Origin of the sequence: Pseudomonas sp. KBN12P06040, assembly GCF_037574965.1 — a bacterium.
Lineage (GTDB): Bacteria > Pseudomonadota > Gammaproteobacteria > Pseudomonadales > Pseudomonadaceae > Pseudomonas > Pseudomonas aeruginosa.
In genome coordinates, this window is sequence record NZ_JBBELS010000001.1 from 4,228,919 (window position 1) to 4,253,844 (window position 24,926).

22 protein-coding genes and 2 pseudogenes are annotated in these 24,926 nt (G+C 68.1%); 17 read left to right on the forward strand and 7 right to left on the reverse strand.

The window, feature by feature from the left end:
• Nucleotides 1-11: 11 nt before the first annotated feature.
• The gene (locus tag VQ067_RS19825) at nt 12-620 is read right to left on the reverse strand and encodes a TetR/AcrR family transcriptional regulator (RefSeq protein WP_003133652.1); all 609 of its coding nucleotides are present in this window, start codon (nt 618-620) and stop codon (nt 12-14) included.
• 105 nt (nt 621-725) lie between these two features.
• Here VQ067_RS19825 and VQ067_RS19830 point away from each other — a divergent pair, with 105 nt between their 5' ends.
• Complete coding sequence (locus tag VQ067_RS19830; protein WP_019485849.1) at nt 726-1,331, forward strand: NAD(P)H-dependent oxidoreductase; 606 nt, start codon at nt 726-728, stop codon at nt 1,329-1,331.
• Nucleotides 1,332-1,347: 16 nt separating this feature from the next.
• On the opposite strand, the gene VQ067_RS19835 is transcribed toward VQ067_RS19830, so the two are convergent.
• Genes VQ067_RS19835 through VQ067_RS19850 form a run of 4 tightly spaced genes read right to left on the reverse strand, consistent with a single transcriptional unit; the run spans nt 1,348 to nt 5,530 of the window.
• A complete protein-coding gene (locus VQ067_RS19835; protein WP_009315504.1) occupies nt 1,348-2,469 on the reverse strand; it encodes an agmatine deiminase family protein in 1,122 nt (373 codons plus the stop codon).
• On the reverse strand, nt 2,466-3,578 hold the full coding sequence (locus VQ067_RS19840) for an extracellular solute-binding protein (RefSeq protein WP_003086695.1): 1,113 nt from the start codon (nt 3,576-3,578) through the stop codon (nt 2,466-2,468). The genes VQ067_RS19835 and VQ067_RS19840 overlap by 4 nt, the downstream gene beginning before the upstream one ends.
• A complete protein-coding gene (aguB, locus tag VQ067_RS19845; protein WP_003086694.1) occupies nt 3,575-4,486 on the reverse strand; it encodes an N-carbamoylputrescine amidase in 912 nt (303 codons plus the stop codon). Before aguB ends, VQ067_RS19840 begins: the two co-directional genes overlap by 4 nt.
• A gap of 3 nt (nt 4,487-4,489) precedes the next feature.
• The gene (locus VQ067_RS19850; RefSeq protein WP_003086692.1) at nt 4,490-5,530 is read right to left on the reverse strand and encodes an agmatine deiminase family protein; all 1,041 of its coding nucleotides are present in this window, start codon (nt 5,528-5,530) and stop codon (nt 4,490-4,492) included.
• A gap of 131 nt (nt 5,531-5,661) precedes the next feature.
• On the opposite strand from VQ067_RS19850, the gene VQ067_RS19855 reads away from it, so the two are divergent.
• A complete protein-coding gene (locus VQ067_RS19855) occupies nt 5,662-6,549 on the forward strand; it encodes a LysR substrate-binding domain-containing protein (protein ID WP_003086688.1) in 888 nt (295 codons plus the stop codon).
• 3 nt (nt 6,550-6,552) lie between these two features.
• Here the strand turns inward: VQ067_RS19855 and VQ067_RS19860 are convergent.
• Nucleotides 6,553-6,702: pseudogene (locus VQ067_RS19860) on the reverse strand (hypothetical protein); the annotation flags it as partial.
• Here VQ067_RS19860 and VQ067_RS19865 point away from each other — a divergent pair.
• From VQ067_RS19865 to VQ067_RS19935, 15 genes and pseudogenes are all read left to right on the forward strand, one after another.
• Nucleotides 6,685-6,870, forward strand: a pseudogene (locus tag VQ067_RS19865) (LysR family transcriptional regulator); the annotation flags it as partial. The pseudogenes VQ067_RS19860 and VQ067_RS19865 overlap by 18 nt on opposite strands.
• An 86-nt stretch (nt 6,871-6,956) precedes the next feature.
• Nucleotides 6,957-8,114, forward strand: coding sequence for a murein transglycosylase A (mltA, locus tag VQ067_RS19870; RefSeq protein ID WP_003082509.1), 1,158 nt, complete (start codon nt 6,957-6,959; stop codon nt 8,112-8,114).
• A gap of 719 nt (nt 8,115-8,833) precedes the next feature.
• On the forward strand, nt 8,834-10,654 hold the full coding sequence (locus VQ067_RS19875) for a non-ribosomal peptide synthetase (RefSeq protein WP_071534878.1): 1,821 nt from the start codon (nt 8,834-8,836) through the stop codon (nt 10,652-10,654).
• Nucleotides 10,651-11,913 (forward strand): hypothetical protein, encoded by a 1,263-nt coding sequence (locus tag VQ067_RS19880; protein WP_033990225.1) that lies wholly within the window; start codon nt 10,651-10,653, stop codon nt 11,911-11,913. Before VQ067_RS19875 ends, VQ067_RS19880 begins: the two co-directional genes overlap by 4 nt.
• A complete protein-coding gene (locus tag VQ067_RS19885) occupies nt 11,907-12,521 on the forward strand; it encodes an alpha/beta fold hydrolase (protein ID WP_033990227.1) in 615 nt (204 codons plus the stop codon). Before VQ067_RS19880 ends, VQ067_RS19885 begins: the two co-directional genes overlap by 7 nt.
• The gene (locus VQ067_RS19890) at nt 12,518-13,396 is read left to right on the forward strand and encodes a phytanoyl-CoA dioxygenase family protein (RefSeq protein ID WP_003082507.1); all 879 of its coding nucleotides are present in this window, start codon (nt 12,518-12,520) and stop codon (nt 13,394-13,396) included. Before VQ067_RS19885 ends, VQ067_RS19890 begins: the two co-directional genes overlap by 4 nt.
• A complete protein-coding gene (locus tag VQ067_RS19895; RefSeq protein ID WP_003086676.1) occupies nt 13,393-14,760 on the forward strand; it encodes a 2-isopropylmalate synthase in 1,368 nt (455 codons plus the stop codon). The genes VQ067_RS19890 and VQ067_RS19895 overlap by 4 nt, the downstream gene beginning before the upstream one ends.
• Entirely contained in the window at nt 14,757-15,503 is a 747-nt protein-coding gene (locus VQ067_RS19900) for a class I SAM-dependent methyltransferase (RefSeq protein ID WP_003112447.1), read from the forward strand. The genes VQ067_RS19895 and VQ067_RS19900 overlap by 4 nt, the downstream gene beginning before the upstream one ends.
• 9 nt (nt 15,504-15,512) lie before the next feature.
• On the forward strand, nt 15,513-16,991 hold the full coding sequence (locus tag VQ067_RS19905) for an ANL family adenylate-forming protein (RefSeq protein ID WP_015503295.1): 1,479 nt from the start codon (nt 15,513-15,515) through the stop codon (nt 16,989-16,991).
• The gene (locus VQ067_RS19910) at nt 16,991-18,589 is read left to right on the forward strand and encodes an asparagine synthetase B family protein (RefSeq protein ID WP_023112205.1); all 1,599 of its coding nucleotides are present in this window, start codon (nt 16,991-16,993) and stop codon (nt 18,587-18,589) included. The genes VQ067_RS19905 and VQ067_RS19910 overlap by 1 nt, the downstream gene beginning before the upstream one ends.
• Nucleotides 18,586-19,545, forward strand: coding sequence for a clavaminate synthase family protein (locus tag VQ067_RS19915; protein WP_023088936.1), 960 nt, complete (start codon nt 18,586-18,588; stop codon nt 19,543-19,545). Before VQ067_RS19910 ends, VQ067_RS19915 begins: the two co-directional genes overlap by 4 nt.
• Nucleotides 19,542-20,771, forward strand: coding sequence for an MDR family MFS transporter (locus VQ067_RS19920; RefSeq protein WP_003082502.1), 1,230 nt, complete (start codon nt 19,542-19,544; stop codon nt 20,769-20,771). The genes VQ067_RS19915 and VQ067_RS19920 overlap by 4 nt, the downstream gene beginning before the upstream one ends.
• On the forward strand, nt 20,768-21,403 hold the full coding sequence (locus VQ067_RS19925) for an alpha/beta fold hydrolase (RefSeq protein ID WP_009315494.1): 636 nt from the start codon (nt 20,768-20,770) through the stop codon (nt 21,401-21,403). The genes VQ067_RS19920 and VQ067_RS19925 overlap by 4 nt, the downstream gene beginning before the upstream one ends.
• A 117-nt stretch (nt 21,404-21,520) precedes the next feature.
• Nucleotides 21,521-22,219 carry a pirin family protein gene (locus VQ067_RS19930; RefSeq protein ID WP_003086661.1) on the forward strand — a complete coding sequence of 233 codons (699 nt, stop codon included), beginning with the start codon at nt 21,521-21,523 and terminating at the stop codon, nt 22,217-22,219.
• A gap of 180 nt (nt 22,220-22,399) precedes the next feature.
• Entirely contained in the window at nt 22,400-23,335 is a 936-nt protein-coding gene (locus tag VQ067_RS19935; protein ID WP_003086658.1) for a DedA family protein/thiosulfate sulfurtransferase GlpE, read from the forward strand.
• A 16-nt stretch (nt 23,336-23,351) separates the two neighbouring features.
• Here the strand turns inward: VQ067_RS19935 and VQ067_RS19940 are convergent, their stop codons facing one another.
• Complete coding sequence (locus VQ067_RS19940; protein WP_033988737.1) at nt 23,352-24,851, reverse strand: flavin-containing monooxygenase; 1,500 nt, start codon at nt 24,849-24,851, stop codon at nt 23,352-23,354.
• Between the last annotated feature and the right edge of the window lie 75 nt (nt 24,852-24,926).

Genomic DNA, 24,926 nt, shown 5'->3' on the forward strand with positions numbered 1-24,926 from the left:
ACGCGGTTCCTTCACCGACGACTCCGCGCGACCATCGCCACGATCGCCTCGTACAGTTCCCGCCGCGCCTCTTCCGGGGCGATTTCTTCGGTGGCGGCCGCGTGCGACAGCGCTTCGGCGGCGCCGATCATTGCGCGCAGAGCGGCGACGGTCAGCCGTCCGCCGCCGGCGAAGGGCTCCAGCACGGCGCGGCACTTGTCCATGAAGAGAACCTCGTAGTCGCGCTTGATCCGCTCCAGCTCCGGCGAGCTGGCGAGGGCCGCGACCACCCCGGGAATCTCCCGTCCTTGTTGCATCACGCAGTCGACATAGGCGCGGGCGATGACGTCAGCGCGCCCCTCCAGGGTCGCCTCGCTCGCTTCCAGGGCAGCCTCCATCAGCGCCGTCTGGCGCAGGTCGTAATCCTGGTAGAGCGCCGCCAGGAGGCCGGCGCGGGTGCCGAAGTGGTCATAGACCACCGGCTTGGTCACCCCGGCCTGCTCGGCCAGGCGACCGAGGGTCAGCGCCTCGGTGCCTTCTTCGCGGACCAGCCGCCAGGCCACCTCGAGCAACTGGCGCTGGCGCTCGTCGCGGGACAGGCGGCGGCGTGGCGACGGGTCGTCTGGGGAGTGCATTGACATAGATAACCTACTAAAAGCAACTTACTAAAGGTAACCTACAAAAGGTAGGTTTTACCCAGACTATCGACTTGCCCCCCTTCCCGCAATTCCCGGAGGAATTCGCCCATGCATGCCCTGATCGTCGTCGCCCATCACCATCCTCGCTCTCTCACACATGCCCTCGCCGCCCACATCGCCGAAGGCGTAGTCCGCGCCGGCCATTCCGCGGAAACCGCCGATCTGGCGGCGGAAGGCTTCGAGCCGCGCTTCGGCCTGGCCGACCACGCCGTGCATCGCGGCCAGGCGTCGCCTCCCGCCGACGTCCTCGCCGAGCAGGCGCGCATCGATCGCGCCGATACCCTGGTGCTGGTCTACCCGATCTACTGGTGGTCGATGCCGGCCCTGCTCAAGGGCTGGATCGATCGCGTGTTCTCCAATGGCTGGGCCTTCGACTACAGCATCGGCGGCGACCTGCGGAAAAAGCTGCAGCGCCTGCGCGTGGTGCTGGTCGGTGTCGGCGGCGCCGATGCCGGCACCTTCGAGCGGCACGGCTACGCCGGGGCGATGCGCACCCAGATCGACCATGGCATCTTCGATTACTGCGGCGCACGGGTGGTCCGTTCCGAACTGTTGCTGGAGTCGGAGAGCGCCGATCCAGCCGCGCACCTGGAGCAGGCTCGGCGAATCGGCGCCGAGCTGTTCGCCAGCGCCCGGCGGCCGACGCCGGCCTGAGCCCGCCGCAGGCGACTCAGGCACGTGACATGTGCTTGGTCACGCAATGGATGCCGCCGCCTCCGGCGGCGATGGGATCGATGTTCAGCTGGACGATGTCCCGCCCCGGATACAGGCGGCCCAGCAATTCCCCGCAGTGGCGATCGGCGCTGGCGTCGCCGAACTGCGGGGCAATCACCGCACCGTTGATCGGCAGGTAGTTGATGTAGCCGGCGGCGAAGTCCGGGTTGTTTCGCGAGTAGTCGCGGCGCGGCTTCAGGGGCGGCGACAGGGTATGCACCTGCAGAGCGCGACCGTCGGCGTCGGTGGCTGTGCGCAGGATCTCCAGGTGTTCGCGGGTCACGGCGTAGTCGTAGGAGTCCGGGTCGTTGTCGAGATTGGCGATGACCACGCCCGGCCTGACGAAGCGCGCATAGAAGTCGACATGCGCATCGGTGATGTCCCTGCCGCGGATACCCGGCAGCCAGACGATCTTGCGCAGGCCGAGCAGGGCTTTCAATTCGGCCTCGACCTGGCCCTTGTCCATGCCGGGGTTGCGATTGTCGTTGAGCCAGCAACTTTCGGTGAGGATCGCCGTGCCACGCCCGTCCACTTCGATGCCGCCGCCCTCGCCGGTCAGTTGGCTGGCGATGTAGCGGACCTCCAGTCGCTCGCTTAGCACGCCGGCGACGCGGCTATCGTTGCCGGCCTGCTGCTTGCCGCCCCAGCCGTTGAAGTTGAAATCCACCAGGCCCGCTTCGCCCTCCCCGTTCAGCACGAAGCAGCCGCCGTAGTCGCGGACCCAGATATCGTCCAGCGGCAACGCCAGGTAGTCGATGTTGGCGCCGCCGCATGCGCGGCGCGCCGCGGCCTCCTGCGCGGGCCGGCAGAGCAGCGTGACCGGCTGGTAGCGGGCGATGGTCCTGGCCAGCAGGGCGACGCTGCGATTCACGTCCTCGGCCAGGTCCTTCCAGATCGACGGGGACGCGGCATAGGCAAGGAACACCCGTTCCTGCGGCAGGTGCTCGTCGGGCATGTGCCAGTGATCGGCCGCCGCCGCCTGTCCACGCGGCGAGCCGAACTCCAGGCCGAGCGTGAGGGCGGCACCGAGGCCGGCGCTGGCGCCGAGTCGCTGGAGGAAATGTCTGCGGGTCATCATTTCGGGTCCTCGGGAACGGGATCGGAACGGGTGGTCTTGAAGGTAGTCCAGGCGCGCATCCGCGCCCGCATGTCGCGCTGCGGGATGTCCTGGCCGGGAAACAGCCGGGCGTAGGTCGCCGCGTCCGGATAGATGTCCGGGTTGTCGCGCATGTCGGCGGATACCAGGGCCCGCGCCCCGGCGCTGGAGGTCGGGTAGCCGGTAGCGCTGCTGATCGCGGCCATGTTCTGCGGGCGCATGATGAAGTTGATCAACGCATAGGCATATTCCGGGTGCTGCGCGTCGACCGGAATCGCCATGCTGTCCATCCACAGAGACGTGCCTTCGCGCGGCACCCGGTAGACGAAGCGCAGTGCCTTGCCGGCTTCGTCGGCGGCGCGCTGGGCCTGGATCGCATCGCCGCTGTAGCCCAGCGACAGGCAGATCTCCTCGTTCACCAGTTGCGCCACCGGCTGCGACTGGAACTTGCGAATGTAGGGCTTGATGCGCTGCAGCAAGGCCAGCGCGGCGGCCAGGTCCTGCGGCTTGCCGCTGCGCGGATCGCGCCCCAGGTAATGCAGGGCCAGCGCCAGCACTTCGTCCGGCGAGTCGATCAGGGAAATCCCGCAGTCGGCGAATCTCGCCGCCAATTCCGGCTTGAACAGCAGGTCGAGGCTGTCCAGCGGAGCGTCGGCCAGGCGCCGTTCGATCTGCTCGCGGTTGAAGGTCAGGCCGATGGTGCCCCAGGTGTAGGGCACGGCGGCGTCGCGCGAACGCGCGTAGCGGGCTTGCAGTTCGCGCAGGCCCGGCTCGATCTCGTCGAGATGCTCCAGGCGCCGGGGGTCGAGCTTCTGCAGGGCGCCGGCGCGCATCAGCCGCTCGGCCACGGTATCGCCGGGAAAGATAAGGTCGTAGCCGCTGTTCCCCGACATCAACTTGGCCTCGAGGGTCTCGCTGCTGTCCATCACGTCATAGACCACGCGGATGCCGGTTTCCCGGGTGAACGCGGCGAGGGTATCGGGCGCGAAGTAGTCGGCCCAGTTATACAGGCGCAGCACTTTCTCTTCCGCCTGGGCCACGGCCAGGCCCAGGAGCAGCGCGGCGAGCAGCGGTCGTGCGGAACGTTTCATGGGGACACCTCCCAGGCGTGTCGGCTGGCCGGGTCACGCCCGTCCAGGCTCATCAGCGGGCCATACAGCTCTGGCCGCCGGTCACGATAGACACCCCAGGCCAGGCGTTCTTCGCCTATCGCATCGAGGTCGAGGCCACAGACCAGCACCGCCTCCTCGTCGCGGCCGGCCGCGGCGAGCAAGGCACCCTTGTGGTCGGCGATGAAGGACGAACCGTAGAACCGCATGGCCAGCGCCGGGTCGCCGCAAGCGACCTCGCGGCCGATCCGGTTGGCAGCCACCAGCGGTACCAGGTTGGCGGCGGCCTGGCCGCGCTGGGCGATCTGCCAGTGATCGCGGGAATCCAGCTGCGCGGCGCCAGGCTCGGAGCCGATGGCGGTAGGAAACAGCAGCACCTCGGCGCCCAGCAGCGCCAGACAGCGCGCGGTCTCGGGAAACCACTGGTCCCAGCAGATGCCGACGCCGATACGGCCGACCGCGGTGTCCCAGACGCGAAAGCCGCTATCCCCCGGACTGAAATATTCCTTTTCCTGGTAGCCGATGGCGTTGGGGACGTGGGCCTTGCGGTAGACGCCGAGCAACCGGCCATCGGCGTCGGCCACCGCCAGCGAGTTGAAGCGCGCGTTGCCGGCGCGCTCGTACCAGCTGAGCGGCAGGACTACGCCAAGCTCCCGCGCCAGGCTGGAAAAGCGCGCCAGCACCCGGCTGCCACGGAAGGTTTCGGCGAGGCGCAGATGGCGATGGTCCTGCTCGATGCAGAAGTACGGGGTGGCGAACAGCTCCTGCAACAGGACCAGTTGCGCGCCCCGGGCAGCCGCTTCGCGGACCAGACGCTCGGCGCGGTCGAGATTGTCGTCGAGACTCCAGCTACAGGCGAACTGGGTAGTGGCCAGGGTCAGGTGGCGCATCGCTCACCTCCGCGCCGGCCAGGCCGGCTGCTGCTGGGTGATGCAATGCACGCCGCCGCCGCCGTGGGCCAGGTGGTCGATGCGCACCGGCACCACCTCGCGAGCGGGGAAGGCCCGGGCCAGGGTCGCGGCGGCCGCGTCGTCGGCGGCGACACCGTAGGCCGGCATGATGATCGCGCCATTGGCGATATAGAAATTGGTGTAGGAGGCACAGAACACCCCCTCCTCCGGAGCCACTTCGCCGGCATCGAACAGTTCGATCAGCTCGAAACGCCGACCGCGGGCGTCGAGCGCCAGCTCCAGGGCGCGACGGTTCTCCCGCACCACCTCGGCGTAGGCGGAGGTGGTGTCGCGGGTGGCGTCCAGCAACAACGCGCCGGGCCGGGCGAAGGCACAGACGCCGTCGACATGGCCATCGGTCATGTCGCCTGTGACCCGGTCGGGATCGCCGGGCAACCAGATGGTCCTGGTCACGCCGAGCAGGCGGGCGAACAATGCCTCGATCTCAGCCTTGCTCAGGCCAGGGTTGCGATTGGCATTGAGCAGCACGGACTCGGTGGTGATCAGCGTGCCCTCGCCGTCCACGTGGATGGCCCCGCCCTCGTTGGCCAGCGGCACGCCGAAACACTCCAGGCCGAGGCCATCGAGAATCCGCCGCGCCAGGCTGGCGTCCTGCGCGTAGGCGGACTTTCCACCCCAGGCGTTGAAACGCCAACTGACACCGGCCAACCCGAGTTGCGGATGGCAGACGAAACTCGGTCCGGAATCGCGGCACCAACTGTCATCGATGGCCAGCTCGATGAGTTCGACATTGCCCGCGCACAGCTCCCCGGCCCTGTCCAGCGCGGCGGGGTCGACCACCAGTTTCACCGGTTCGAAACGCGCGATGGCGTTGGCCACTGCGGCGAAGTCCTGTTGTACGTCCGCCAGGCTCACGCCCCATTCGGACTCCCAGAGCATCCGATTGTGCGGAAAAGCCATCCAGGTGGCGGCATGGGGAGTCCATTCGGCGGGCATGCGCCAGCCTGTGTCGAGCGTATTCATGGGTCGGCTTCCAATAAGTATTTTTTATCTGGCGGAATAGGCGTGGATTGCCTGAAGAGATGCTATGGCTAGGCATCAGGCTCAACAAACGATAAATTCTGCGCAAACCTAATTAGCCCGACTTATCAGCAATGCTCAAACACTGGCCCCCACTGAATGCCCTTCGTGGCTTCGAAGCCGCCGCCCGCCTCGGCAGCTTCCACAAGGCCGCCGAGGAGCTGCACCTCACCCAGTCGGCGATCAGCCAGCAGATCCGCAGCCTGGAAGGCTATCTCGAGCAACCGCTGTTCTTTCGCAACGGACGCAAGGTGAGCCTGACCGACGCTGGCTTCGATCTGCTCAGCACCACCCAGTCCCTGCTCCAGCAACTGGCCGCGGGGGTCCGTCGCCTCGACCAGTACCGCAAGCCCAACCAACTGGTGGTCAATACCACCCCGGCCTTCGCCCGCCACTGGCTGGTGCCGCACCTGGGCGATTTCCATCGCCGTCACCCACAGGTGGACCTCTGGCTATTGACCACCGACGAGGTACCCGAGATGGCCAGCCAGACCATCGACGTAGCCATCCGCGACGACCTTTGCGCCCAGGCCGAATGCAGCTTTCGCTCGCTCCTCGAAGACCGCCTCTACCCCGCCTGCCATCCCGACCTGCTGGCGCTGCCGGCGGAACAGCGCGGCACCCTGCACGGCGAGCGCGAAATGGACTGGAGCCACTGGCAGGTACAGGGCGGCGCGGACGTTGGCCAACGCAGTGCCGGCCTGAACTTCTCCGACCCCGGACTGCTGCTGGAGGCCGCCACCCAGGGCCTCGGCATCGCGCTGGTCAGCCAGTTGCTGGCCGCACCCGCGCGAGCCGCCGGACAGTTGGTCGCGCTCTGCGAACAGAATGTCCGCGGGCCCGAATGGGCCTGGCTGGTGCACCGCGACAGCGAACGCAACAGCCTGACCCGGGCATTCTGCCAATGGCTGGAAGAAACCATTGGCGGAGCATCGCGCACAGCCCCCGGACGGCGCGGATAACGCTCACTCCAGGTGCATGGCGAAACCGACCCGCTGCGGGGTGAGTTCGTCGCGCAGGGTCAGCGCCGGGATCAGGTAGTCGCCGCCGTTCTGCCGGCGGAACGGGATCGGCGCGCAGCGCTGCGGGTCATCGAGGCGCCGGCCGCGCCGTTCGATCCGACGCAGTCGCGGCATACCTGGCGCGTCGCCGCCACCGACTACGCCGAGTCGGCGATCCTCCTGCCGATCCTCGCCAGTCTTCGCCGCCAGGCGCCGGGCAGCCGCCTGGCGGTGCTGGAGCTGGCGCCGCCGCGAATCGTCAGGCAGGCGGAACGCGGCGATACGCTTCGGTCGTCGCCGCGGTTTGACGCACCGTCGCGCTTTGCCCAAGCTAGCGGGCTTCGATCCACCACCAGGAAGTCCTTGGCGTGAAGTTTCCGTTCCATCCCTGGCGCCGCCTGCTGCTCTGCGCGCTCCCTTTCGCCGCCCTGCTGACCGCATGCGACGACGGCAAGAAAGAGCCCCCGCCCAAACCCGCCGAAGTCACCACCTACAACAGCGTGCCCTGGGACGCCCTGCCGGCCACCAGCGACGCCGACCTGCTCGCCGGCTTCAATGCCTGGCGCTCGGCCTGCGCGCGGCTGGCCAAGGACCCGGTATGGGGCGAGCCCTGTGCGAGCGCCACGACGGTCGCCGCCGATCCGACGGCTGTGCGCGCGTTCCTCCAGGAGCGGATGCAGGTCTATAGCCTGCGTTCCTCCAGCAACGGCGACCAGGGCCTGATCACCGGCTACTACGAACCGGTCTACCACGGCAGCCTGAGCCAGGGCGAAAAAACCCCGGTGCCGGTCTACGGCGTACCGGACGACCTGGTGGTGGTCGCGCTGGAAAGCGTCTACCCGGAACTCAAGGGCAAGCGCCTGCGCGGACGCCTGGAAGGCCGGGTGCTGAAACCCTACGACGACGCCGCGACGATCCGCGACAACGGCTCCAGCGCGCCGGTGCTCGCCTGGCTGGGCGACCCGATGGACCTGCAGTTCCTGCAGATCCAGGGTTCCGGGCGCATCCAGCTGGAAGACGGCCGGCAACTGCGCATCGGCTACGGCGACCAGAATGGCCACCCGTACAAGCCGGTCGGCCGCTGGCTGGTCGAGCAGGGCCTGGTGCCGAAGGAAGAGATCAGCATGAAGCGCATCCGCGACTGGGCCGAGGCCAATCCGCAGCGGGTCTCCGAACTGCTGGCGAGCAATCCCAGCTTCGTGTTCTTCAGCCTGCGCCCGGACAGCGACGAAGGTCCGCGCGGCTCGCTGAACGTACCGCTGACCGACGGCTACAGCGTAGCCATCGACCGCAAGGTGATTCCGCTGGGCAGCCTGATGTGGCTGTCCACCACTCGCCCTGACGACGGCAGCGCGGTGGTCCGTCCGGTGGCGGCCCAGGATACCGGCGGGGCCATCGTCGGCGAGGTCCGCGCCGATCTGTTCTGGGGCACCGGCGACGCCGCCGGCGAACTCGCCGGACACATGAAGCAGCCGGGCCGGCTCTGGCTGCTATGGCCCAAGGGTGCGCCGCTGCCCGCCTCCTGAAAACCTCCGGCCGGTGCCTACGCACCCGGCCGGGACGGCTGGCCAACGCAACGCCAGCGAGCGCCCGACACCGCCGACCAGCATCGACGGCGCCGGGCGCGCTTGCGGCAGCAACCATTCAAACGATGAATGACGCCGCAGAATCTTCTGTGATGATCGCCGCGCCAGCCGGACCTCCGCGCCTCGCCGCAGCGGCCAGGCCCCCCGACACCACTTGTCCGTGCTACCCCCGGCAGGCGTAGCCGCGGCCGCCTGCCTCGGCAAAAAGCCATCAGCCGGCGCGCTTCGACGCCCCTCATAGCGCCCTTTCGCCAACTACCAATTCTCATAGTTGTGACGGGAAATTTGTATCTTATTTTAAATACCCACGAAACATATAAAAACACACACAGCGAAACACTTCGGAAACCCAACGCAAGGTGGAAGTGCAATGCGTGACCGTGAATCCATTCTCATCGCTTTTCTCTCTTTCCTGACGATAAGTCTGCATGGCAGCAGTTGACTGCCCTTGAGTCGACGGCACTCCGTATTTCCATAACGTTTTTTCCGGGCAAGGCGCCTCGACGCTTGCCGCTCGCGTGAGCGAGCCGGTGGGCGGCGGACGACTGGCAGAGCCCGGGAAGACTCGGTCGCCGTCTTCGCGAAAAACCAAAAATCCTTCATTTAGCCGAAGAAGCCGGCAGATGGACTCATTTTTTCGAAAAAAGGCGATTGCCAGAATGTCCCAGAACTCCCTGCTCGACCTGTACGCGCACCCAACGGTGGTGGCCCGCTTCAGCGAAATGGCAGCGCTTCATCCCCATCGCGAAGCCATCAGGGACCGTTTCGGAAGTGTCGACTATCGGCAACTCCTGCATAGCGCCGAACAACTTTCAGACTATCTTCTCGAGCATTATCCGCAGCCGGGAGTTTGTCTTGGAGTGTACGGCGAATATTCTCGGGAAAGCATTACCTGCCTGCTCGCCATACTATTATCCGGCCATCACTACTTATATATAGACCTGAAACAACCGGCGGCCTGGAATGCAGAGTTGTGCCGGCAGGTCGACTGCCGCCTGATCCTCGACTGCTCGACCACGCCGACGCCCGCCAACGGTCTTCCCTGCGTCCCGGTCAGGCACCTGCCTGCCGCTCCAGCCTCGGTCGCCCGGCCATGCTTCGCGGCGGACCAGATCGCCTACATCAACTTCTCCTCGGGCACCACCGGCCGCCCGAAAGCCATCGCCTGCACCCACGCCGGCATTACCCGTCTGTGCCTGGGCCAGTCGTTCCTCGCGTTCGCTCCGCAGATGCGCTTCCTGGTGAACTCGCCGCTATCCTTCGATGCGGCGACCCTGGAGATCTGGGGCGCGCTGCTCAACGGCGGCTGCTGCGTGCTGAACGACCTCGGCCCCCTCGACCCGGGCGTGCTGCGCCGGCTGATCGACGAGCGCGGAGCCGACAGCGCCTGGCTCACCGCCTCGCTGTTCAACACCCTGGTGGACCTCGACCCGGACTGCCTCGGCGGCCTTCGCCAGTTGCTCACCGGCGGCGACATCCTCTCGGTGCCGCACGTGCGCCGGGCGCTGCTGCGGCATCCGCGACTGCACCTGGTGAATGGCTACGGACCGACGGAGAACACCACCTTCACCTGCTGCCATGTCGTCACCAACGACGACCTTGAGGAAGACGACATCCCCATCGGCAAGGCCATCGCCGGCACCGCGGTGCTCCTGCTCGACGAGCACGGACAGGAGATCGCCGAGCCCGACCGGGCCGGGGAGATCGTCGCCTTCGGCGCCGGCCTGGCGCAGGGTTATCGGAACGATGCGACGCGCACCCGCGCCAGCTTCGTCGAGTTGCCCTATCGCGGCCGCCTGCTGCGTGCCTACCGTACCGGCGACCGCGCTCGCTACGACGAGCAGGGTCGGCTGCGCTTCATCGGCCGCGGCGATGGCCAGGTCAAGCTGAACGGCTATCGCCTCGACCTCCCCGCCCTGGAACAGCGCTTGCGCCGCCAGCCGGGCATCCTCGACTGCGCCCTGCTGGTCCGCGAGCGCAACGGCGTCAAGCAACTGCTCTGCGCCTGGACGGGAAAAGCCGACGCCAGCCCGCAGGCCCTGCTCCGCCAACTGCCCACCTGGCAGCGCCCGCATGCCTGCGTCCGGGTCGAGGCCTTGCCCTTGACGGCGCACGGCAAGCTGGACCGCGCCGCCCTGCTGCGCCGCCTGGAAGAACCGCTGGAGCGCTGCGCCAGCGCGCTCGATCCCGACCAACGCGGCTGCGCGCAGCTGTGGAGCGAATTGCTGGGTTGCGAGGTCGGCGCCGCCGACCAGGATTTCTTCCTCTGCGGCGGCAACTCGTTGCTCGCCCTGCAACTGGTCGCCCTCTGTCAATCGGCAGGTGCGGGAGCAAACCTGGGACTCGCCGACTTGCAGGCAAACTCGCGCCTCGACCAGTTCAGCCGTCTCCTGCGCAGCCACGGCCTGGCGCCGGAGCGTCTGCTGGAACGGGCGGCGACGCCGGAGCAGCCGCTGGTGCTGTCGAGGAGCGCGGCATGAACGTCGGTCTCTCCGCGGAGGTGCGCTACCACTGGTTCCGCGAGCACCTGGTGGTGGTCGGCGATTGGCACCGCCTGTCCCCCTCCGAGCGCGACCGCCTGCGGCACCAACCGATGCCGGATGAGGCCGCGCAGTCCTTGCGCGTCGACCTGTCGCCCTGGTCCTGCGGGATGGTCTTCAGCGAGCTGCTCGGCGCCGACCTGACCCGCTTCGGCCTCTGCTACCTGGCTCCGGCCGAGGTGCCGGCATCCGACCTGACGCGCCTGGGTCGGCGCCTGCGCGAAGAGTTCCCGTTGCTCGACAGCCAGGTGGACAGCGGCGCGGAAGGTTTCGAACTGGTCGTCCACGGGCGGCCCGAGGAGAGCCCGGCGCTGGAAGTCGGCCCCTTCGCCGACGAAGACGCGCTCATCGCAGCGCTGCTGCAACGCCCGCATTCCCTGTTCGAGCGCGGCCTGCTGCGACTGTTCCACGGGCGCTGCGGAGGACGTGCGCGCTGGGGCGTCTGGCTGCATCACCTGGTCGCCGACGCCGACTTCGCCAGCGTGCTGCTGGCCCGCCTGGCCGCGCTCAACGCCAACCCCGCGACCGAAGCGGCGGCCCCCGAGTTCGGCTTCCTCCAGCAGCAATGGCGCCTGGAGCGCCAGCTGCGGGAGCGCAGGACCAGGCTGGAAGACTACTGGAGCGAGCGCGGCGAGGCGTTCCGTGAACTGGCGAGCCTGCCCTGGGCGGAGCGCGCCAGCCATTGCGAGGATTTCCGCTTGGCCGCCACGCCAGGAGACGGCGAAGCCGCCCTGCTGACCCGGCTCGCCTGCGCCCTGGCTCTCGCCCTGGCCAGCCAGGGCGCCACCGGCAAGGTCCTGGCGCTGACCCCGGTCAGCCTGCGCAGTCGCCGAGGCACGGCGGTTTCCGGTTGCTGGCTGAACCTGGTGCCGCTGTTGCTGGACGCCGCGACCGCCGAGGACACCTTCGAACGACACAGGCTCGAGGCCTTCGAGCACAGCCTGCTGCCGGCGGAGGCCATCGCCGAACGGGCCGGACTGCGCTATGCCGACGCCCAGGTGATGATCAATGTCATCGACCAGCCATTCCGCAGCGCCGGGTTCATCCACCGGCCGACACTGAAGAGCCGCCTGCCGCTGACCCTGACCCTGGTCCGGCGCGACGACGGCGGCTGGGACGCCAGCCTGGCCAGCCGCTTCGGCCGCGAACGGACCCTGGCGCTGGCGGCGGCCATGGCCGAGGCGCTACGCCCATGCTGATCCTGCTGCCTGACTTCATCGGCCACCCGAGCTGCTTCCGCGGGCTGCTGGCACGCCTCGGCGCAACGGACTGCCGGCCGGTCGACTACCACCGGCTGGATGCCTACGCCAGCATCGAAGCCCTCGCCAGCCAGGTACTCGCCGGCCTGGCGGAAGAACCGGACTGGCTGATCGGCTATTCCTTCGGCGGCCTGGTCGGCTACGAGATGGCCCGCCAGTTGCCGGCCAGCCGCCTGCTGATGATCGACAGCCACCTGCCCTGGCCGGCCCTGCGGCGAATGCCGCCGAGCGAGCAATACCAGCGCTGGCTGAGCGCCGAGATGCGCGAATGGATCGCCCTGATGAGCGAGCTTGGCGAACTGCGCGAAGAGGTCCTGCTGCGCAATGTCGAGCTGTTCGGCCGCTGGCAGCCCCGCCATCGCCTCGCCCGCGCCAGCTGGGTGCGCTGCCGGGACGACGCCGGCCGCGACCCGGCCGCCGAACGCTGGTGCGACCTGATCGAGCAGCTCGACACCTTCCCCTGCGAGCGTCCGCACCACCTGGCCCTGCAGGACCCGGCGGTGATCGATTTCATCGTCCACACCGTCAGCAAGGAGTCCGTCCAATGAAACACTATCGGCAGGTGGTATCCCCGCAATTGCGCCAACAGGCGCTGGATTGGATCCTCGCCGCGGCGCAGCGGCCGGACCCGGCGCTGGAACCGGAATTCGACATCGCCGACGACGAGCGCCGCGAGGCGAAGAAGGTGCGCAACCTGCACCGCCACGACCCGCTCTTCTGGGACGACTGGTTCGCCCGCTCCGGGCTCGACGCGCTGGTCCGCGACCATCTGCGCAAGCCGCGCCTGCTGCGCCACGCGGCGTTCATCAAGCGCCATGCCGACGAGTCCTACATCCCGCTGCACCAGGACATCGCGCTGTGGGAGAAGCGCTACGAAAGCGCGCAGACCTTCTGGGTCGCCCTGACCCCGTCGCGGAACGACAACGGTGGGATGTTCTATTACCCCGACGACCGCACGATCTTCCCTCACGAATTCGACCTCGCCTACCCGATGTTCAAGTGCATCGACCTCCAGGCCAACGGCATTTCCCGCGAGCAACTGGTGGATGCCGAGCTGGACGCCGGCGACGTCCTGGTCTGGCCCGCCCGCACCGCACATGGCAGCCACAATAACCGCAGCGGCCAGCTGCGCATCGGCATGCCGATCGTCTTCGTCGAGGACGACGAATTCCACCAACTGAATCGAGAGGACAGCATGAAAACCTGGATCGCTTCCAACCTGAAAAGCGTGTTCCCGGACGAGGCAATCACCGAGGACAACCTCGACCACTATCTTCCGCAGCTGTGCGACTACTCGCTGAAGATGGTCACCTTCCTCGCCCGTTTCTCCCGCCAGTTCGGCCATGCGCCGAAGATCCACGACTTCATCAGGGAGCCGCGGCTGGCGACGCTGTCGGCCTCGGACGCGGGAGCGAGACGATGATCCGGGTCATCGACTGCACCCTGCGCGAGGGGTGCCAGGCCCGCCAGTGCAGCTTCGACAGCGCGCAGTCGGTCCAGCTGGCACGGGAAATCGCGGCGCTGGGGGTGGATATGATCGAGTGCGGCCACCCGCGGATTTCCGCGGACGAACGCGAGCGGGTACGCGCCGTGGTGGCGGCGGTTTCCACGCCGGTGCTGGCCCACGCCCGGGCGCGCCGGGAGGATATCGACGCGGTGCTGGAAACCGGTGCCCAGTGGGTCGGGCTGTTCGCCTCGATCAACGCGATCTCGCTGGAAACCAAGTTCAAGGGCATGAACCGCGAGGAGGTGCTCGAACTGTTCCACGACGCGATCCGCTACGCCCGCGAACGCGGCCTGCGGGTCCGGGCCACGGTGGAAGACGCCGCGCGCACCTCGGTCAGCGACCTGGTCAGCATGATCGCCACCGCGCGCGACGCCGGCGCCGATCGCATCTGCTTCGCCGACAGCGTGGGCATCCTGCTGCCGGACGAGACCTTCGACGTGCTCTCTCTGCTGCGCCACGAGTTCCCCGACGTGGTCTTCGAGTACCACGTGCACAACGACCGCGGCCTGGCCCTGGGCAACACCCTGGCGGCGATCCAGGCCGGGGTCCAGTGGCACTCGGCGAGCTGCAACGGGATCGGCGAACGCGCCGGGATCACCGATACCTTCCAGTTGCTGACCCTGCTGCACACCAAGTTCGCCGCCGACCGCTTCAACCTGAAGAACGTCCTCGCGGTCTCCGAACTGGTCGAGGCGCACAGCCGGATCAAGCGTTCGCCGATGCACCCGGTGGTCGGCGAGAACGCCTTCGTCCATGTCGCCCGCCTGCACCAGCTGGCCATGCAGGAAAACCAGGACGCCTACAGCGCCTTCGATCCGGAACTGATCAACGGCCGCGTCTCGCTGCAACGCTACACGCCGATGCACCGCCAATCCCTGTTCCTCACGCCTTTCGAGAAGTCCGCCAGCGAACTGAAGTACCACCGCCACGGCCCCGGCAAGCGCTTCGTCATGCTCGACCGGCGCCTGCTCGACGGCTCGCCGTTCTACTTCATCGCCCGCCAGTTCCACGACGTCGGCGACGGCGGGCCGGGCCACGTCGACAGCCACGTACACAACTGCGACTCGGTGTTCCTGTTCCTCGGCAGCGACGAGGACTACCGCGGCCTGGAGGTGGAAGTCCTGCTCGGCGGCCAGCTGCGCCGTTTGCAGAGCCCGGCCAGCGTGTTCATCCCCGCCGGCGTCGAGCACAGCTACCGCTACCTCGGCGGCAGCGGCACCTACATCAATTTCGTCCACAAGGGCGATTACCACGAGAGCCTACTGGAGATTACCCAATGAAGCAGTTCGACAAGCACGCAGACGCCTACAACGTGGTCCGCGGCAAGATCGCCTATCCGGATTCGCTCTACCGCAACCTCGCCGAACGCGCCCCGGCACGCGAAGCGGCGCTGGACATCGGCTGCGGCAACGGCGTCTCGACCGTCCGCCTGCAACCCTGGTTCCGCTACGTGGAAGGCAGCGACCTGGGCGAGGCGCTGATCGCCAAGGCCCGCGAGAACTACCCGGAGATCCGCTTCAGCGTGTCGCCGGCGGAAACCTTCGCGCCGCAACGCCGCTTCGACCTGGTCACCAGCGCCACCTCCTTCTACTGGATGGACCGCAAGCAGGTGCTGACGCGCATGGCCGACTGGCTGACCCCCGGCGGGCTGTTCTGCGCCTACAAGTACGACTTCCCGATCGCCTACGGGCCGCTGCGCGACTTCATCGAGCACGAACTGGTGAACAAGTGGGCCAAACACCGCGACCCGCGCCTGACCCGCTATGACGACACCCTGGAGATCATGGGCAGTTGCCCGCACCTGCGCGACTGCCGCCGCGAAGTGTTCGCCAACATCATCTTCCTCAGCCCGGAGGAGGTCGCGCTGTTCTTCCTCTCCACCAGCTACGTGACCCGCTACATCGAGCAGGAAGGCGGCGAAGACTACGCCGACCGCTTCATCGCCGCGGTGCGCGAGATCGAGAGCGCGCCGCAGGTGGCGGTGAACTTCGACATCCACGCCTTCACCGCGCTGAATCGCTGAGGAGCCGGCATGAGCAGCCTCCCCGTACCCGTATCGCTCGACAGCACCCTCCGCCATCTCGGCAGCGCCGACCCGCGGCGGCCGTTCCTGATCGACGCCCGCGAGCCGGAGCGCCCGCTGGAATACACCTGGGGCGACGCCGACCACCAGGTCGACGCCCTCGCCGAGCAGATCGCCGCGCATGCCTGCCGCAGTGTCGGCGTGCTGCTGGACAACAGCTACCGCAACCTCTGCCTGATCTATGCGGTCATGCGCGCGGGCAAGCATCTGGTGCTGATCGATCCCGAGTGGGGGGAGGCCGCGAAGCAGGCCATCGTCGACGAGATGCGCCTGGAAGCGCTGGTCAGCGAACATCCGCTCGAGGGCGCGCTGGCCGGGCTGCGCCTGGCGCTGGATTTCGAGCGCAGCGCGACGCGCCGGCTCGACCGCGCCGCGCACAGCCACATGATCCTGTTCACCTCGGGCACCACCGGCCAGCCGAAAGGCATCGAACTCAGCCAGCAGGCCATGCTCCATGCCTACCGCATCGGCCGCGACTGCCTGGGCATCGGCGAGCACACGCGCTCCGGTTGCTTCTACCGGATCAGCGGCCTGGGCATCCTCGGCATCAATTTCCTCTTCCCGCTGCTGTACGGCGGCAGCGCGGTGCTCCTGCCGCTGCACTGCTGGGCCGACAGCGAAGGCTTCTGGGAATACGTGGAACGCTTCGGCATCAGTTTCCTCTACCTGGTGCCGCCGGTGGTCAACCACATGGTCAAGGAAGGCTCCCCGCCGCCGCGCCGCTTGCCGTTGCAGCGCCTGCTCTGCGTCGCCGGCTCGGCGCGCCTGGACGCCGACCTGCAAGCGGCCTTCCAGCGCGACTACGCGGCGCTGGCGAACATCTACGGCCTCAGCGAGTGCGGCTTCGCCTTCCTCTTCGGCAAGCGTCGCGGCGATGCGTTCGACAACTCGGTGGGACCGGCCGTCGGCCTGGAACTCAAGCTGACTGACCCCGACGGCCGCCCGCTGGAGGGCAGCGGCGAACGCGGGCGCCTGTGGGTGCGCACGCCGAGCCTGTTCTCCGGCTACGTCAACCGCCCCGACCTGACCGCCCAGGTGCTCGAGGACGGCTGGCTGAACACCCAGGACCTCGCCTACTTCGACGAGGACCGCTGCGTGCACGTCCTCGGCCGTTGCGACGGCACCATCAACAAGGGCGGCAACCTGTTCCACCTGAATGAATGCGAACGGGCGCTCAACGGCCTGGACGAGGTGATCGACGTCTGCTGCCTGAAGGTCGACTGCCCGCTCTATGGCGAAGACTATGTCGCCGTGATCCACACCGCGCCGCAGGTCGAGTTCGCCTTCCTGCCCTGGCTCCAGCAGCAGCTCGGCACCCTCCGCGCGCCACAGCGCGTGGTGCTGTCGCACCAGGCCCTGCCGCTGAATGGCGCCGGCAAGCACGATCGCCGTGCGCTCGCCACGCTGCTGCAACGGGAAGCCTCGTGATGTGCGGCATCCTCGGTTACGTCGGCACCGGTTTCAGTGTCTCGCGCTTCGCCGGAGCGCTACGCCTGCTGGCCCATCGGGGTCCGTTCGGCGAGGGCATCGCGGCCCTGCCGAACGGCGCCATCGGCATGACCCGCCTGCCGATGTCCGGCGCCGCGGCGGTGCCGCTGCCGCCGCAGGAGGGTCAGCGGCGGGTCGCCTACAACGGCGAGGTCTACCAGGCCGGCTGCGAAATCCATGGCGAGATCCGCCTGCTGCTCGACGGCTTGCAGCGCGGGGTACTGCCGGACGGCATGTACGCCCTCGCCAGCTGGGACCCGCAGACCCGGCAATTGACCCTGCTGCGCGACGAGTTCGGCATCAAGCCGCTGTACTACAGCTACCAGCCCGAGCGCGGCCTGCTGGCCTTCGCCTCCGAGCCGCGGGCGCTGCTGCATCTGCTCGGCGGCGCCCGCGCCGACGCCGAGGCGATCGCCCAGGTGGTCGCCGCCGGCGTGCCGCTGGAAGGCCAGACCCTGTTCCAGCAGGTCCGTCTGCTGCTGCCCGGCGAGGTGTTGCGCTTCGATCTCTCCCAGGAGCGTCCGCGCCTCTGCCAGCGCCAGCGGCTGGCCACCGCCCCGGCCAGCGAGGCGGACAGCCTCGACGAGCAGCTCGGCGAAACCCTCGAACGCTGCCGCCAGACCTTCCGCCCCTGCGCCCTGCTGGTCAGCGGCGGGGTCGATTCCAACCTGCTCGGCAGCTACCTGGACCCGCAGTTGCAACGCTTCCACCTTTGCCTGGAAGGCGACGAGGAAAGCCTGCTGCCACACCCTCGGCTGCAACGCTTCGAGCTGCGCCAGGAAGCCTTCATGCCGCTGCTGCGTCGCGCGGTCGGCAACTTCGGCGGGGCGACACGGATGTCCAGCCTGCTGATGTACCAGCGCCTGGCCGACGGTATCGGCGAGCAGGGCTATCACTGCGTGCTTCTCGGCGAAGGCGCCGACGAACTGTTCTGGGGCTACCCGCGCCATCTCGAACTCTGGCGCCGGCGCGACGCACCGGAACCGCGGCGCTTCGCCGCCGCCTGGTTCGGCGAGTACCGACGCAAGGCCACGCTGCTGGCGGAACCGGCGGGCCGACGGGTCGCCGAGCGGATCGAGGAACTCGCCCACGAGGCCCTCGGCCAGGGCCTCGAGGCGGCGATCGGCCAGTTCGACCTGCACTACTCGCTGGAGCCGCTGCTGCGCCGCGCCGACCATCTGCTGATGTCGCGCACCATCGAAGCGCGCACCCCCTACCTGCATGGCGCCCTGGCGCAGCGCGCCGGGCGCCTCCAGCGGATCGTCGGCGACACCGCCAAGGCACCGCTGGTGGCGCTCCTGGAGCAGCGCGAGAAACGCTGGCAGGCGCAGCCGAAACGGCATTTCCGCCTGCCGTTCGAACGGTGGCCGCAGGCCCTCGGGGAAATGCGCCGGCACCTCGCCGAACGCCTGCCGGCGCTCCACGACCTCGGCCTGGAAGGCCTGGATGCACCGAGCGTCGCGGCGCTGCCCGGCGACCAGTTGTTCACCCTCACCACCCTGTCGCTCTGGCAGCAGGAATACGGAGCCTCGCTATGACAACCATCCATCGTCGCCCCGCGCCCTGGCGGGGCAACGCGGTGTTCTGCGCTTCGGCCGCTTTCGCCGCCGGCCTGGAAACGCTGTTCGCGCGCCTGCTGGAGCGGCGTCCCGCGGATAGCGCGGAGGCTCTCCTGCGCCAGCGCCTGCATCACGAACTGGAGCATGGAAGCGGCGTGCTGCTGCACGATTCCGCGCTGCTGCGCGGACTCGCCGAGGACGAATTCCAGCGGGTGTTCCGCGCATTCTGCCAATGGCTGGGACGCACCGTGGCGATCAACCGCAACGGCGAGTACCTCAAGGAAGTGCGCGACCTCGGCCTGCGCGACGCCCGCGACGCGCCGCAGCGCGGCCACCTGACCAGCCAGGAACTGGCCTTCCACTCCGATCGCGCCGATCTCACCGTGCTCGCCTGCTGGTCGCCGGCGCGTCGGGGCGGCGCCTTCCGCATCCGTTCCTCGGCCGACGTCCTCGCCACCCTGGAAGCCGCCAATCCGGCCTGGCTGCCCCTGCTCGGCCAACCGATCCCCCACGACCTGCGCGACGAAGGCGACGCCGACTACGCGCTGGTGCCGCTGCTCACGGAAACCCCACGGACCTTCGTCTTGCGCTATATCCGCAAGTTCAACGAATCGGTGACGCGCCACGGGCTAAGCCTCGCCCCGCAGGTGCGAAGCATGCTCGACGCGCTGGACGAGGCGATCGAACGCGCCGACGGCTATGCCGAACTGGACTTCAGCAAGGGCATGCTGGTGCTGGTGAACAACCACACCACCCTGCACGCGCGCACCGAGTTCAGCGACGACGAGCGGCAGCGCCGCTGCCTGCTGCGCTGCTGGCTGAGCAGCGAATTCACCCGCGAACTGCCGGAAAGCTTCCTGCCGCTGTTCCACCAGGTAGCCGCCGGCAGCCTGCGCGGCGGCATCCGTCCCCTCGCCCAGGAGCCCCGCCCGTGAGCGACAACACCTTCAGCGTGCAACGCTTCCGCGCCCTGCCGACGGAAATCCACGTAATGCTCGTCGGTACGCTGCTGACCCGCGGCGCCTACTTCATGGTCTGGCCGTTCCTGGCACTGCTGCTGTGGCGCGAGTTCCGGCTGTCCGCCAGCGCCATCGGCCTGCTGCTGGCGCTGGCGACCGTCTGCGGCGCGCTCAGCGGCATCTATACCGGCTGGCTGTCGGACCGTTTCGGGCGCAAGCGCCTGATCTTCTTCGGCACCAGCCTCAGCGGGCTTTCCTTCGTGCTGCTGGGCTTCAGCGGCCAGCCGCTGTCCTACGGACTGGCGATCTCCGGGGTGAGCATCGGCTGCGCCCTGCTCGAATCCAGTTGCAAGGCGCTGATCGGCGACCGCGTCGAGGATCGCCGCTCGCGGGAACTGGCGCTCTACTGCCGGTACTTCCTGATCAACCTGGGCGCCGCCCTCGGCCCGCTGATTGGCCTGACTCTCGGCGTCGCCGCCCAAGCCGGCACCTTCCTGGTCACCGCGCTGGTCTACTTCTGCTACGGCCTGCTGCTCTGGCGCCTGCTGCACCACCTCGAACTGAAGCGGCGCAGCCTTGCCCCGCGATCCTCGACCGGGTTCCTCGAAGCCTGCCTGAGCATGGCCCGGCATCGCGCCTTCACCCTGCTGTTGCTGTGCAACATGCTGGCCGCGCTGATCTACGCCACCTTCGATTCGACCCTCGTGCAGTACCTCACCCGCAGCGGTCTGCCCGACGTGGTCAACAGCATCGCCCTGCTGGTGACCATCAACGCGCTGACCATAGTGGTCGCCCAGTTTCCCCTCCTCCGCCTGCTGGAAAACACCGGCACCGGCGGCCGCCTGATGCTCGGCATGCTGCTCATGCTCCTGGCCCAGCTAGGCTTCGCCTGGACCCCGGTGACCCTGTTCGCCGGCCTGGCGCTGGCCACGGTGGTGCTCAGCCTCGGCGAACTGATCGTGTTCCCGACCTTCAGCGTGGAGGTCGACCAACTGACCCCCGACGACTTGCGCGGCAGCTATTTCGGCGCGGCCAATCTCTACAGCCTCGGCACCGCGCTGGCACCGCTGTACGGCGGGATCATGCTCGACCATGCCGGCAGCCAGGCGCTGTACCTCGGCCTGGCCGCGCTGTGCGGGGTGATCATGCTGCTGCAGGTCGGCGCGGTCGGCCTGCGCCAGGCCGAGCGGGCCGGCGGATGAGCGGCGTGCTGCTGGTCTCGGGATTTTTCCTGCGCCGCTCCGCCTGGTCCGTGGAAGGCGCCGGCTGGCGAAGCTGCGACCATCTGCGCGACGCGCCCGGATGCGACCTGGCGCATTGGCTGGACCAGGCCGCCGCCACGCTGGCCGGCGAGGAGCGGGTGATACTCTGCGGCCACAGCTTCGGCGGCTACCTGGCGCAATGCCTGGCGGCCCGCCTGGGCGAGCGCGCCGCGCACCTGTACCTGTTCAGCGCGCTGGTCAGCGAGGGCGGCGGCGCGCTGGAAAGCTACCAGGACAGCGGCCAGGACAATCTCCTCGGGCTATGCCGCCTCGACCCGCTCGGAGGGCGGGTCCGCCTGGAAGACCGCGCCGGCTTCCTCGAACTGCTCGGCGCCGAGGTGCCGACCAGCGCCAGCGAGCCAGCGCAATTGCTGATCGACTCGCCACGGCAGACTCGTCCAGCCTGCCCGGTCACCTACGTGGTGGCGGCCGCCGACCGGCTCAGCCCGCCGTCGCTGCAACGTTCCTTCGCCCGTCGCCTGGACGCTCGGGTGCGGGAATACCCGGGCGGGCACCTCGCCGCACTGGCGGACCCGCGCTTCCTTCGCGCCCTTATCGAATCTAATAATTAGATAGATAAAGCCGAAAATACGCGCTTTTTTATCGCAATGATCTGACGGATGATGACCCCATCAACCGCCCGCACCCTCGCGCAAACGAGCGGCGACGGGCCCAATGGAGATCCGATCATGATCGAACGTCGTCCCTTCGACCGTCTGGGCCATGCCAACCACGGCTGGCTGAACGCGCGTCATCATTTTTCCTTCGCCGACTACTATGACCCGGAGCGCGAGGACTGGGGCCGCCTGCGGGTCTGGAACGATGACGAGATCGCCGCCGGCAGCGGCTTCCCGCCGCACCCGCACCGTGACATGGAGATCATCACCTATGTCCGCGAAGGCGCGATCACCCACCAGGACAGCCTGGGCAACAAGGGCCGCACCGAGGCCGGCGACGTGCAGGTGATGAGCGCCGGTACCGGCATCGTCCATTCGGAGTACAACCTGGAAGCCGAGACCACCCGGATCTTCCAGATCTGGATCATCCCGGACCGCCGCGGCGACCAACCGCGCTGGGGCTCCAAACCGTTCCCGAAGGCCGAGCGCGACGGTCGTTTCGTCACTCTCGCCAGCGGCGACGAGCAGGACAGCGAAGCGCTGCACATCCGCGCCGACGCCGAGGTCGCCGCGGTGACCCTGAAGGCCGGCCAGAGCGCCGAGTACGCCCTGGAAAACGGTCGCCGTGCCTACCTGGTGCCGGCCACCGGCAGCATCGAGGTCAACGGCGTGCGCGCCGAGGCCCGCGATGGCCTGGCGGTACGCGACGAACCGACCCTGAAGGTCACGGCCCTGGAAGACAGCGAAGTGCTGCTGGTGGAAGTGGCCTGACCCGACAGCCCCTCGCCCCCCACGGGCGAGGTGCTGCTTTCGTTTCGCCCCAGCCCAGGGCCGCCTCTCTCGACGCAGCGGCGTTATCCGCCGCAACGCCTCCGGCCCTGCCGACTTGGTTCTTCCCAGCTTCACGCTTCGCGCTCACACTACCCGCAGAAGAATTCGAGAGGCTCCGCCATGCGTGAACTGCAACCCCTGCTGGAGAACCACGGGCTGCTCCTGCTGTTCCTCAACGTGCTCTGCGAACAGGCCGGGCTGCCGATCCCCGCCTACCCGGCGCTGATCGTCGCCGGCGCGCTGGCCATGCAGGGCGTCGGCGCGCCGCTGGGCGTGGTCCTGCTGGTGGTGGTGCTCGCCTGCCTGCTGGCGGACGTCGCCTGGTACCTGGCCGGGCGCCGCTACGGCGGCTTCCTCCTGCGCAGCATCTGCAAGGTCTCGCTGTCCCAGGACAGTTGCATCCGCCAGAGCCAGAACATGTACCTGCGGGTCGGTCCGAGGGCGCTGCTGATGTCGAAGTTCCTGCCCGGCGCCAGTGCGTTGTCCACCACCCTGGCCGGCATGACCCGCACCCACCTGCGCCGCTTCCTCGCCTACGACGCCGCCGGCTCGGCACTCTGGGCCGGTTCCGCGCTGCTGCTGGGGGTGATCTTCAGCGATGCGGTGGACCACCTGCTGGCCCTGCTCAGCGACTACGCGGCCATCGGCGCGCTGCTGATCGCCGGCGCCTTCGCCGCCTTCATCGCCTGGAAGCTCTGGCAGCGCCAGCGCCTGCTGTCGCGCAGCCGGCGGATTCCGCGAATCAGCGTGGAGGAACTGGAAAGCCTTCGCGAACAGGGGCAATTGCCGGTGATCCTCGATGTCCGCGCCCATCACGAAGACGAGCCGAGCGGCATTCCGGGAGCCATCCCGGTGGAACTGAACGTGTCGCTGAAGGACCTGCCCGGCGACCTCAGGGACGCCAGCATCGTCATCTATTGCGCCTGTCCCCACGAACTTTCCGCCGCGATGCTCGCCCAGCGCCTCAACGCCTCCGGCTTCACCCGCACCTGGGCGCTGGCCGGCGGCCTGGACGCCTGGCGCAAGGCCTACGGGCAGGTCGCGGCGAACGCCTGAGCGGTGCCCGCCGGGTTCAGCCCAGGGCCTGCACCGCCGCGCCGCCGGCTTGCCGCTGCGACGCCGGCGAGGAGAACACCAGGTAGCCGTCCTCGACCTTGCCGTAGCGCAGCAGCGCCAGGTCGAGGACGTAGTTCTGGTAAAGCTTCCAGGGCATCCGGTCGCCCTGCTTGGGCATGCGCTCGGCGGCGCGCTGGATGTAGCCGGAGTCGAGGTTGAGGAAGGGCTCCTCGCGCACGTCGCCGGTGCTGTCGCGGGCGGTCACCTGGCGCATGCCGGTGGCGTCCATGTGATTGATCAGGCGGCAGAAGTATTCGCTGGAGAGGTCCGCCTTGAGCGTCCAGCTGGCGTTGGTATAGCCGACCACCGCCGCCAGGTTTGGCAGGTCGCGCAGCATGATGCCGCGATAGCCCATGCTCTGGTTGACCTGGAACGGCTTGCCGTCGACCGCCAGCTCGGCGCCGCCGAACATCACCAGGTCGAGGCCGGTGGCGGTGACGATGATGTCCGCCTCCAGCACCTCGCCGGTCTTCAGGCGAATGCCCCGCTCGACGAAGCGGTCGATGTGCTCGGTGACCACCGACGCCTTGCCCTTGCGCAGCACCTTGAACAGGTCGCCGTCCGGTACCGCGCAGACCCGCTCGTCCCACGGCTTGTAGCGCGGGCTGAAGTGACGCATGTCGAAGCGCTTGCCCAGTTGCAGGCTGGCCAGCTTGAGCAGGACCTTGCGGACCAGGCCGGGGAAGGTCCTGGCGAGCATGAAGAAGACCATCTGCATGGCCACGTTGCGCGCCCGCGCCTGGCGGTAGACCCAGGTTTCCGGAAGGAAGCGGCGAAGGAAATTGGAGATCGCGTCCTTCTGCGGCAGGGTGATCACGTAGGACGGCGAGCGCTGCAACATGGTGACGTGGGCGGCCTTGTCGGTCAGCGACGGCACCAGGGTCACGGCTGTCGCGCCGCTACCGATCACCACCACCTTCTTGCCGCTGTAGTCGAGGTCCTCGGGCCACAGCTGCGGATGGACGACCTGCCCGGCGAAGTCCTCGCGGCCGACGAATTCCGGGGTATAGCCAGCCTCGTAGCGGTAGTAGCCGGTGCACATCAGCAGGAACTGCGCGGTCATGCGCAGCGGCTCGGGCTCGTCACCGCGCTGCACGTCGAGGTTCCAGCGCGCATTGACGGAGTCCCAGTCGGCCCTGAGCACCCGGTGGCGGTAGCGGATCTTCCGGTCGATGCCGTTCTCCCGCGCGGTCTCCTCGATGTAGCGGCGGATCGACGGACCGTCGGCGATGGCCTTGGGATCGCTCCATGGCTTGAAGTTGTAGCCGAGGGTGAACATGTCCGAGTCGGAACGGATGCCGGGGTAGCGGAACAGGTCCCAGGTACCGCCCATCGCCGCGCGCCCCTCGAGCAGGGCGAAGCTCTTGCCGGGGCAATGCTTCATCAGGTGGTAGGCGGCGCCGACGCCGGACAATCCGGCGCCGACGATGAGTACGTCCAGGTGTTCGACAGGCATAAGGTTCCTCGATCGGCGGAAGCGTCCAGCCGTCTGCTGGGCTGATGCCCTCCACCCTACAGAGGGGATGCCGCG

Excerpts from the sequence above, each read along its gene's own strand:
- VQ067_RS19910 (WP_023112205.1), top strand. The coding sequence starts at position 16,991 with ATGTGCGGCATCCTCGGTTACGTCGGCACCGGTTTCAGTGTCTCGCGC.
- VQ067_RS19925 (WP_009315494.1), top strand. The coding sequence starts at position 20,768 with ATGAGCGGCGTGCTGCTGGTCTCGGGATTTTTCCTGCGCCGCTCCGCC.
- VQ067_RS19905 (WP_015503295.1), top strand. The coding sequence starts at position 15,513 with ATGAGCAGCCTCCCCGTACCCGTATCGCTCGACAGCACCCTCCGCCAT.
- VQ067_RS19885 (WP_033990227.1), top strand. The coding sequence starts at position 11,907 with ATGCTGATCCTGCTGCCTGACTTCATCGGCCACCCGAGCTGCTTCCGC.
- VQ067_RS19835 (WP_009315504.1), bottom strand. The coding sequence starts at position 2,469 with ATGATGACCCGCAGACATTTCCTCCAGCGACTCGGCGCCAGCGCCGGC.
- VQ067_RS19875 (WP_071534878.1), top strand. The coding sequence starts at position 8,834 with ATGTCCCAGAACTCCCTGCTCGACCTGTACGCGCACCCAACGGTGGTG.
- VQ067_RS19890 (WP_003082507.1), top strand. The coding sequence starts at position 12,518 with ATGAAACACTATCGGCAGGTGGTATCCCCGCAATTGCGCCAACAGGCG.
- VQ067_RS19880 (WP_033990225.1), top strand. The coding sequence starts at position 10,651 with ATGAACGTCGGTCTCTCCGCGGAGGTGCGCTACCACTGGTTCCGCGAG.
- VQ067_RS19935 (WP_003086658.1), top strand. The coding sequence starts at position 22,400 with ATGCGTGAACTGCAACCCCTGCTGGAGAACCACGGGCTGCTCCTGCTG.
- VQ067_RS19930 (WP_003086661.1), top strand. The coding sequence starts at position 21,521 with ATGATCGAACGTCGTCCCTTCGACCGTCTGGGCCATGCCAACCACGGC.
- VQ067_RS19915 (WP_023088936.1), top strand. The coding sequence starts at position 18,586 with ATGACAACCATCCATCGTCGCCCCGCGCCCTGGCGGGGCAACGCGGTG.
- VQ067_RS19830 (WP_019485849.1), top strand. The coding sequence starts at position 726 with ATGCATGCCCTGATCGTCGTCGCCCATCACCATCCTCGCTCTCTCACA.
- VQ067_RS19855 (WP_003086688.1), top strand. The coding sequence starts at position 5,662 with ATGCTCAAACACTGGCCCCCACTGAATGCCCTTCGTGGCTTCGAAGCC.
- VQ067_RS19940 (WP_033988737.1), bottom strand. The coding sequence starts at position 24,851 with ATGCCTGTCGAACACCTGGACGTACTCATCGTCGGCGCCGGATTGTCC.
- VQ067_RS19900 (WP_003112447.1), top strand. The coding sequence starts at position 14,757 with ATGAAGCAGTTCGACAAGCACGCAGACGCCTACAACGTGGTCCGCGGC.
- VQ067_RS19895 (WP_003086676.1), top strand. The coding sequence starts at position 13,393 with ATGATCCGGGTCATCGACTGCACCCTGCGCGAGGGGTGCCAGGCCCGC.
- VQ067_RS19840 (WP_003086695.1), bottom strand. The coding sequence starts at position 3,578 with ATGAAACGTTCCGCACGACCGCTGCTCGCCGCGCTGCTCCTGGGCCTG.
- aguB (WP_003086694.1), bottom strand. The coding sequence starts at position 4,486 with ATGCGCCACCTGACCCTGGCCACTACCCAGTTCGCCTGTAGCTGGAGT.
- VQ067_RS19825 (WP_003133652.1), bottom strand. The coding sequence starts at position 620 with ATGTCAATGCACTCCCCAGACGACCCGTCGCCACGCCGCCGCCTGTCC.
- VQ067_RS19850 (WP_003086692.1), bottom strand. The coding sequence starts at position 5,530 with ATGAATACGCTCGACACAGGCTGGCGCATGCCCGCCGAATGGACTCCC.